Source organism: Komagataeibacter intermedius TF2 (genome assembly GCF_000964425.1).
In the GTDB taxonomy this organism is placed as follows: Bacteria; Pseudomonadota; Alphaproteobacteria; order Acetobacterales; family Acetobacteraceae; genus Komagataeibacter; species Komagataeibacter intermedius.
In genome coordinates, this window is record NZ_BANF01000184.1 from 1 (window position 1) to 7,900 (window position 7,900).

Genomic DNA, 7,900 nt, shown 5'->3' on the forward strand with positions numbered 1-7,900 from the left:
CCGGCGTGACAGGCCGGCGCTCTAACCAACTGAGCTACACCCGCGTGGTGCATATTCCCGCAAACATGGGAACATATGGTGGGCGATGACGGGATCGAACCGCCGACCCTCTCGGTGTAAACGAGATGCTCTACCGCTAAGCTAATCGCCCGCGACCCTACTAAGCGATTGCAAAAAAAGGGGCAACCCAAAAAATGGATTGCCCCTTCTTTTTTATCTGAAAAAACAGCCAGCCTTACTTGCTGACGGCTTCCTTCAGGTTCTTGCCCGGCTTGAAACGCACGGACGTGGAAGCCGGAATGTCCAGCGGCTCACCCGTGCGGGGGTTGCGCCCCTTGGCCGCCTTGCGGGTGGCGGTCACGAACGTGCCAAAACCAACCAGACGGACTTCCTGCTTGCTTGCCAGCGCCTTTTCGATCGCACCGAAAACCGCATCAACCACTTCGCCAGCCTTTGCCTTGGCCAGATCGGCTTCCTCGGCTACCGCAGCGACGAGTTCCTGCTTGTTAAGTGGCTTCTCCATTTTACGCCTTTCTTTGTACTGTGCGCCTACGCAATCATTCAAAAGTCGCGCCGCATTTCTGCACGCACTATGCCGCTGTTTTTTCTCACGTCAACCGACAGAATTCGGGGAATGACAGAGAAATTCCGTCATTCCCCCCCATCATGACAATTTTGCGACCCTACGCGCCCTGACTAATGCGTCAGCGCGGGGGCTGCCGTGCCTTCCGTGGTGCCGGAAGTGACCGGCTCCGTCCATTCGATTGGTTCGGGCTTGCTGACCAGCGCCTGCCCGATCACATCATCCACATGCGAGACCGGCAGGATGGTCAGGGCCCTGGTCACGACTTCGGGAATGTCCACCAGATCCTTCTCGTTATCCTTGGGGATGAAGATGGTGGTCAGTCCCGCCCGGTGGGCGGCCAGCAGTTTCTCCTTCAGGCCACCGATCGGCAGCACACGCCCGCGCAGGGTGATTTCCCCCGTCATGCCCACGTCACGGCGCACGGGAATGCCCGTCATGACGCTGACGATGGATGTCGCCATGGCGATACCGGCCGAAGGGCCATCCTTGGGCGTGGCCCCTTCGGGCACATGCACGTGCAGGTCACGCTTTTCAAACAGGTCGGGACTGATGCCAAAGGTCACGGCGCGGCTGCGGACATAGGACAGGGCCGCCGCGACGCTTTCCTTCATCACGTCGCCCAGCTTGCCGGTCAGCTTGATGTTCCCCTTGCCGGGCACCATCACACTTTCGATGGTCAGGATCTCTCCCCCCACCTCGGTCCAGGCCAGTCCGGTCACGACTCCGACCATGTCTTCCGACTCGGTCTCTCCATGGCGGAAGCGCTTCACGCCCGCGTATTTCTCAAGGTTCTCGGCCGTGATCTCCACGGTCCTGGCCTTTCCCGTCACGATTTCCGTCACGGCCTTGCGCGCCAGGGTCGCGATCTCGCGCTCCAGATTACGCACGCCCGCTTCACGGGTGTAGCTGCGAATCAGTTCCCGCAGCGCGTCATCGGTCACCGACCATTCGCCCGGCTTCAGATTGTTCGCCGCCGTCTGCTTGGACAGCAGGTGACGCTTGGCGATCTCGACCTTTTCGTCTTCCGTGTAACCGGACAGGCGGATGATTTCCATGCGGTCCAGCAGGGGCTGGGGCATGTTCAGGCTGTTGGCCGTGGTGATGAACATCACATCCGACAGGTCGTAATCGACTTCCAGATAGTGATCGCCAAAAGTTGAATTCTGCTCCGGGTCCAGCACTTCCAGCAGCGCGGAAGACGGATCACCGCGCCAGTCAGCGCCCAGCTTGTCAATTTCATCGAGCAGGAACAGCGGATTCGAGGTCTTGGCCTTCTTCATCCCCTGAATGATCTTGCCGGGCATCGAACCGATATAGGTCCGGCGATGGCCGCGGATTTCCGCTTCATCACGCATGCCGCCCAGCGACATGCGGACATACTGCCGCCCCGTCGCCTTGGCGATGGACTTGGCCAGCGAGGTCTTACCCACGCCGGGCGGTCCCACCAGGCACAGGATCGGTCCCTTCAGCTTCTGCGCGCGACTCTGCACCGCCAGATATTCGATGATGCGCTCCTTGACCTTCTCCAGACCATAATGGTCGGTATCCAGCACCTTCTGCGCTTCGGACAGGTCATGGCGCACCTTGGAACGCTTCTTCCACGGAATGCCCAGAATCCAGTCGAGGTAGTTGCGCACCACCGTCGATTCCGCAGACATCGGGCTCATGCTCCGCAGCTTCTTCAGCTCGGCCACGGCCTTTTCGCGCGCTTCCTTGGTCAGCTTGGTCTTGGCAATCTTTTCCTCAAGCTCGGCGGTCTCGTCCTTGCCATCCTCGCCTTCGCCCAGTTCCTTCTGGATCGCCTTGAGCTGCTCGTTCAGGTAGTACTCGCGCTGCGTCTTTTCCATCTGCCGCTTCACGCGGTTGCGGATGCGCTTTTCCACCTGCAGCACGCCGATTTCGGCTTCCATATGCGCGAAAACCCGCTCCAGACGCGCATTCACGTCCTGGATCTCGAGGATTTCCTGCTTTTCGGGAATCTTCAGGTTCAGGTGGCTGGCAATGGTATCCGCCAGCTTCGACAGGTCATCAATCTGGTTGAGCGAGACCAGCACCTCTGGCGCGATCTTCTTGTTCAGCTTGATATACTGCTCGAACTGGCCGATCAGCGTGCGGCCGATGGCCTCGGCTTCCTTGCCATCGGTTTCCTGCTCCGGCACGTCCTCGACCTCGGCCTCGAAATGGCCGTCAACTTCATGCAGGGCGGTGATGTGGGCGCGGCGGCCACCTTCGACCAGCACCTTGACCGTGCCATCAGGCAGCTTGAGCAACTGCAGGATGGTGGACACGGTACCATAGCGATAGATGTCATCGGGCGCGGGATCGTCCTGCGCCGCGTTCTTCTGCGCGACCAGCAGGATCTGCTTGTCACTGCGGGTCACGGCTTCCAGCGCACGCACGGATTTTTCACGTCCGACGAACAGCGGCACGATCATATGCGGAAAAACAACGATATCGCGCAGCGGCAGCACGGCGATCGTGTCATGTGCGCTGGTTGTTTCTTCCGTTTCGCGCTTGGCCACGGGCGGATTGGCTACCATGTTGTTATCCGTCGTTTCCGTTCCCTCGGGTACGGGGTTCAGCCTGTCAATTTCAGACATGTTGTTTTTTTGACCTCCTGTATGGACGATCCCGGATGGGCACCCGAACATTGCGGCCTGCCCATCCGTCGCGCCGCATATGCGACAACTTCACTTCATGTTGTCACGACGCGCCATCATCACAAGTCCGGTGATGGCATTTCGGCGAAAACCGGCCCTGCCGTCAGGCAGACTGTTCGGCGGGCTCGTTCTTCCCATACACATAGACAGGCTGCGCCTTGCCTTCGGCCACTTCCTTGTTGACCACGATTTCCTCGACATTTTTCAGGCCTGGAAGCTCGAACATGGTCGACAGCAGGATGCTTTCCAGAATGGCGCGCAGGCCACGTGCACCTGTCCGCCGCGCAATGGCGCGCTGGGCCACCTGACGCAGGGCATCCTCGGTAAAGGTCAGCTGCACGTCTTCCATCTGGAACAGGCGGGCATACTGCTTGACCAGCGCGTTCTTGGGCTTGGTCAGGATCTCGATCAGGGCTGCCTCATCCAGATCCTCCAGTGTCGCGACAACGGGCAGACGACCGATGAATTCCGGTATCAGGCCGAATTTCAGCAGGTCCTCGGGTTCCACATCGCGCAGCACGGCGCCCATGCGGCGTTCGTCAGGCGACTGCACATCCGCGCCAAATCCGATGCCCGACCCCTTCCCACGCGCGCTGATGATCTTGTCCAGCCCCGCAAACGCACCACCGCAGATGAACAGCATGTTGGTGGTATCGACCTGCAGGAATTCCTGCTGCGGATGCTTGCGCCCGCCCTGCGGCGGCACGGAGGCGACAGTGCCTTCCATGATCTTCAGCAGCGCCTGCTGCACGCCTTCGCCACTGACGTCGCGGGTAATGGAGGGATTGTCCGACTTGCGCGAAATCTTGTCGATCTCATCAATGTAGACAATGCCGCGCTGCGCCTTTTCCACGTTGTAATCCGCAGCCTGCAGCAGCTTGAGGATGATGTTTTCCACATCCTCGCCCACGTAGCCGGCTTCGGTCAGGGTCGTGGCGTCGGCCATGGTGAAGGGCACGTCAAGGATGCGGGCCAGCGTCTGCGCCAGCAGCGTCTTGCCCGAACCGGTCGGCCCGATCAGCATGATGTTGGATTTTGCGATCTCGACATCATTATTCTTCTGGGCATGGGCGAGGCGCTTGTAGTGGTTATGCACCGCAACCGACAGCACCTTCTTCGCATGGGCCTGACCGATGACATAGTCATCCAGGATCTTGCAGATTTCCCGCGGTGTCGGCACGCCATCGCGCGATTTGACCAGATGCGTCTTGTGTTCCTCACGGATGATATCCATGCACAATTCGACGCATTCATCGCAAATGAACACGGTGGGACCGGCGATCAGTTTGCGGACCTCGTGCTGCGACTTGCCGCAGAACGAGCAGTAAAGCGTATTTTTGGAATCGCCGGATTTGTTATTCATAACCGCTCCTATTCCCACGCGGGGGAACTTCTCCATACCTTGCGGCCGGGTGGTACCGCCCCGGCACGCCGCAGGTGACTTTCACCCACAGTGGCAGGAAGCGCGCCTGTATGCGCGCTCCCTTATGCAGATTACTCCGCAGGTTTTGATGCAACGTTACGACGGACCACTTCATCCACAATCCCGAATGCCTGCGCTTCTTCCGCCGACATGTAGCTGTCGCGTTCCAGCTTCTGCTCGATTTCCTCAAGCGTGCGGCCGGTATGCTCCTTGTAGATCTCGTTCAGGCGCTTGCGGATGGTCAGGATTTCCTGCGCCTGGATTTCGATGTCACTGGCCTGTCCCTGCGCACCGCCGGAGGGCTGGTGCACCATGACGCGGGAGTTTGGCAGCGCGAATCGCCGCCCCTTTTCCCCACCAGCCAGCAGCAGCGATCCCATGGACGCCGCCTGCCCGATGCACACGGTGCTGACGGGGCAGCGGATGTACTGCATGGTGTCATAAATCGCCAGTCCCGCCGACACCACGCCACCGGGGCTGTTGATGTAGAACGAGATTTCCTTGGTCGGGTTCACGCTTTCCAGATAAAGCAGCTGCGCCGACACAAGGGCTGAAACCTGATCATAGACAGGCCCGGTCAGAAAGATGATCCGTTCCTGCAGAAGGCGGGAATAGATGTCGAATGCCCGTTCCCCGCGGGAGGTCTGCTCCACCACCATGGGCACCAGAGCGTTATTGAAGATCTCTACGGGATCCCGATCCCTCATAGCCATATTCCCGATCCTGAAAAGCAAGGGCCCGCCCCGCGCACGGCCGGCGGCAAATGATGCGCGGACAGCACGGACGCAGCCGGACCCTTCCCGGTTACTTATGACAAAATAGAGACAAACACGCCAGATACCACCCCACCCGCGTCATTTTGCCATGAACGGGGGTGACAAACTGTGCGTGCTCACCTGTCCGCAAACACATACGGCGCACGGAAGTCCCCTTCCGCGCGCCGCATGCGCCATCTATGCCGTGGAAGCGGATCAGACGTCAGCTTCCGGCATTTCGGCCAGTTCTTCCGGCGTCACGTCCTTGTCCTCGACCTTCGCCAGCTCGACAATGTAGTCGATGACCTTGTTTTCGAAGATCGGGCCACGCAGGCCGTCAACAGCCTGCGGATTCTTGGAGAAGTACTCGAACACGGCCTGTTCCTGACCGGGATAGCGCGAGGCTTCGGCGCGGACCGCGTGCACGATTTCTTCCTGCGTCACGGCAATGTTGTTCACACGACCGATTTCCGCCAGCAGCAGGCCCAGCTTCACGCGACGTTCGGCAATCTTGCGATAGTCGGCGCGCAGCGTGTCTTCGTCCTTGTCCTTGTCTTCATCATCCAGGCGACCGGCCTTGCGGTCTTCCTCGATGCGGTTCCAGATCTGGGAGAACTCGGCATCGACCATGCCCGGAGGGGCTTCGAAATCGGTCTTTTCAGCCAGCTTGTCCAGCAGTTCGCGCTTCAGGCGCAGGCGGGACAGCTGTTCGTATTCCTGACCAACCTGCTTGCTGATCAGTTCACGCACCTGCTCCAGCCCGTCGAAGCCGAGCTTCTTGGCCAGTTCATCATCAATCTTGGCCTCGACCGGACGGCGGAGTTCCTTGAGCTTGATGTCGAAGGTGGCTTCCTTGCCCGCAAGGTGTTCCGCGCCGTAATCGGCGGGGAAGGTCACGGTGATCACCTTTTCGTCACCGACCTTCATGCCTTCGATCTGCTCGGCGAAACCGGGGATGAAGCCCGCGCCGCCCAGTTCGACACTCACGTCGTCGGCGGAACCGCCTTCGAACGCCGTACCGTCGACCTTGCCCACGAAGTCGACCACGGCCACGTCGCCCGTGGCGGCGGGACGGTCTTCCTCGACCTTCTCGAACTCACGCTGGCGGCCTGCGATTTCCGTCAGCGCCTTGTCCACGGTCTCGGCGTTCACCTCGGACCGGAGGCGCACGAGCGACAGGTCGGACAGGTCGGGGATGGTGATTTCGGGCAGGACCTCGAATTCGACCGTGAACTTCAGGTCTTCCTTGCTGCCCGGCTCGCTGCCGGAAACCAGGTCAACCTTGGGCTGCATTGCCGGGCGCAGGCCGCGCTCATCCAGCAGGGTGCGGGTTGCTTCGCTGACAACCTGCTCCAGGACCTCGCCCTGAACGGATTCGCCAAAACGCTGCTGAAGGATGCTCATCGGCACCTTCCCGGGGCGGAAGCCCGGCAGCTTCATGGACTGTCCAACTTCTTTCAGGCGCGCGGTGCGCTTGCTCTCGATTTCCGTGGCAGGCACCGTAACGGTGAACCCGCGCTTCAGGCCATCGGAAAGCGTTTCAGTAACCTGCATCTGCCAGGCCATCCTCTCGGTCAGAACGTGTCAAAGAACGCAATAGGCCGGTCTGGCCACCACGTCTGCTCGCATAACGCGACTTGCCGGCATCTTGGTACGGGCGGAGGGACTTGAACCCCCACGACTTGCGTCACCAGAACCTAAATCTGGCGTGTCTGCCAATTCCACCACGCCCGCACTGTGCCCAGGCTGTAAGCGCGGGGCTTTAGCGCACCATTGGCCATGGGGCAATATCCCACGCGGCCCGAATGGCGTTTTCAGCTGAAAACTTTTTGCGCGGCGGCCTCCGCCCGCGCCCTTGTCGCGCCCAGGTGGCGATCAAAATCCTCGGCGATCGGCCATTCCCCGGCATGCAGGGCGGCATCGCCATGCATCCACACCCCTGCGCAGGCCGCATCCCAGCGTGGCATGCCCGCCGCCAGCAGGGCCGCGATGATTCCCGTCAGCGTATCGCCCGACCCCGCCGTGCCCAGCATGGGGGTGGCATGGCTGTTGATCGCGACACGCCCGTCGGGACTGGCGATGATGGTGTCCGGCCCCTTCATGACGGTGACCGCGCCCGTGCGCGCCGCCGCCTGCCGCGCGGCCGCCACGCGATCCGGTCCCGGCCTGCCGAACACGCGTGAGAACTCACCGATATGCGGGGTGATGATGGCCGCCCCCTTCAGCCGGTCGGGCTGGCCCGCCGCCATGGTGAATGCCCCGGCATCGGCAATCACGTCGCGGCCCGCGCGCACCAGCGCGGGGAAGGTAGCCGCCACCTCCCCCACCGACAGGCCGGGACCGCAGACCCATACATGCCTGCGCGAATCCTGCAGCAGCGCGTCCAGCGCACCTGAATCCACGATCAGCCCCGGCGGCGCGGTCATGCGGTATACCTCCGCACTGTCCCCCACGGCCAGCCGCACCAGCCCGGCGC

6 protein-coding genes and 2 tRNA genes are annotated in these 7,900 nt (G+C 61.1%); all 8 read right to left on the reverse strand.

The features are described from left to right. Window positions 1–76: 76 nt before the first annotated feature. Window positions 77–151: transfer RNA gene (locus B7449_RS15470), tRNA-Val, on the reverse strand. Between the two features lie 84 nt (window positions 152–235). Beyond that, on the reverse strand, window positions 236–523 hold the full coding sequence (locus B7449_RS15475; protein ID WP_007399823.1) for an HU family DNA-binding protein: 288 nt from the start codon (window positions 521–523) through the stop codon (window positions 236–238). Between the two features lie 173 nt (window positions 524–696). Next, window positions 697–3,126, reverse strand: a complete 2,430-nt coding sequence (lon, locus tag B7449_RS15480) for an endopeptidase La (RefSeq protein WP_373321500.1) — start codon at window positions 3,124–3,126, stop codon at window positions 697–699. A 223-nt stretch (window positions 3,127–3,349) separates the two neighbouring features. Beyond that, window positions 3,350–4,609 (reverse strand): ATP-dependent Clp protease ATP-binding subunit ClpX, encoded by a 1,260-nt coding sequence (clpX, locus tag B7449_RS15485; protein ID WP_010512935.1) that lies wholly within the window; start codon window positions 4,607–4,609, stop codon window positions 3,350–3,352. A 131-nt stretch (window positions 4,610–4,740) separates the two neighbouring features. Continuing rightward, the gene (locus tag B7449_RS15490; RefSeq protein ID WP_010512934.1) at window positions 4,741–5,376 is read right to left on the reverse strand and encodes an ATP-dependent Clp protease proteolytic subunit; all 636 of its coding nucleotides are present in this window, start codon (window positions 5,374–5,376) and stop codon (window positions 4,741–4,743) included. A gap of 264 nt (window positions 5,377–5,640) precedes the next feature. After that, window positions 5,641–6,978 (reverse strand): trigger factor, encoded by a 1,338-nt coding sequence (gene tig / locus B7449_RS15495; protein ID WP_039734746.1) that lies wholly within the window; start codon window positions 6,976–6,978, stop codon window positions 5,641–5,643. A gap of 95 nt (window positions 6,979–7,073) precedes the next feature. Continuing rightward, window positions 7,074–7,158 (reverse strand) — tRNA-Leu (locus B7449_RS15500). 80 nt (window positions 7,159–7,238) lie between these two features. After that, window positions 7,239–7,900: ADP-dependent NAD(P)H-hydrate dehydratase (locus B7449_RS15505; RefSeq protein WP_048883794.1), on the reverse strand; the 662-nt coding region annotated here is incomplete at its 5' end.

What these genes read in the sequence shown, in the direction of transcription:
- tig (WP_039734746.1), bottom strand. Translation starts at nt 6,978, where the DNA reads ATGCAGGTTACTGAAACGCTTTCCGATGGCCTGAAGCGCGGGTTCACC.
- clpX (WP_010512935.1), bottom strand. Translation starts at nt 4,609, where the DNA reads ATGAATAACAAATCCGGCGATTCCAAAAATACGCTTTACTGCTCGTTC.
- B7449_RS15475 (WP_007399823.1), bottom strand. Translation starts at nt 523, where the DNA reads ATGGAGAAGCCACTTAACAAGCAGGAACTCGTCGCTGCGGTAGCCGAG.
- B7449_RS15490 (WP_010512934.1), bottom strand. Translation starts at nt 5,376, where the DNA reads ATGAGGGATCGGGATCCCGTAGAGATCTTCAATAACGCTCTGGTGCCC.
- lon (WP_373321500.1), bottom strand. Translation starts at nt 3,126, where the DNA reads ATGGTAGCCAATCCGCCCGTGGCCAAGCGCGAAACGGAAGAAACAACC.